1 protein-coding gene is annotated in these 806 nt (G+C 68.7%); it reads right to left on the bottom strand.

The window, feature by feature from the left end:
• Nucleotides 1-806, bottom strand: an 806-nt coding sequence (locus A5745_RS23010; RefSeq protein ID WP_139329763.1) for a zinc-binding dehydrogenase, incomplete at both ends; no start/stop codon positions are given.

The following is an 806-nucleotide window of genomic DNA, read 5'->3' as shown; positions in this document are numbered from 1 at the left end:
TAACGCGTCGCCAGATGCTGCGCAAGCGCCGAACCCGCCATCCCGGTGCCCCCGGTGACCACCACACTGCCCCCGGCCAGGCCACCGCCCGAACCCGCCAGTACCGCGTTACCGGGCCCGTCGGGCAGCGTCAACACGACCTTGCCGATGTGGCGGGCCTGGCTGATGAAGCGATACGCCGTGGCGGCGGATCGCACGTCAAAGGTCTTGACCGGCAAGGGCTTCAATGTGCCCGCCGCGAAGAGCCCCATCAGCTCGGCCAGCATCGCCGCGATGTGGTCCGGGCCGGCCTCCATCAGATCGAACGCCCGGTAGTGCACACCGCGGTGGTCGGCGGCGACCTGCCCCGGGTCGCGCAGGTCGGTCTTGCCCATCTCGATGAAACGCCCACCATCGGACAGCAGGCGCAGCGACGCATCGATGAACTCACCGGCCAGCGAGTTGAGCACCACATCCACCCCGGCGCCGCCGGTGGCGGCAAGGAACTTGCGCTCGAAGTCCAGCGTTCGCGAATCCCCGATGTGGTCGTCGTCAAACCCCAATGCGCGCAACGTGTCCCACTTGCCGCGGCTGGCGGTGACGAAAACCTCCGCACCCCAATGGCGCAAAAGCTGCACCGCCGCCATGCCCACCCCACCGGCCGCGGCGTGCACCAACACCTTCTGCCCGGCCTTCACACCGGCCAACACCGACAACCCATACAGCGCGGTCAAAAACACCACCGACACGCTCGCGGCCTCCGCCAGCGACCAGCCCGTCGGCACCGCCGTCACCAACCGCGCATCCACCACCGCCTCGGAACCCAC

Origin of the sequence: Mycobacterium sp. IS-2888 (assembly GCF_001954215.1) — a bacterium.
Classification (GTDB): Bacteria; Actinomycetota; Actinomycetes; order Mycobacteriales; family Mycobacteriaceae; genus Mycobacterium.
This window is presented reverse-complemented; position numbering and strand designations above follow the sequence as displayed.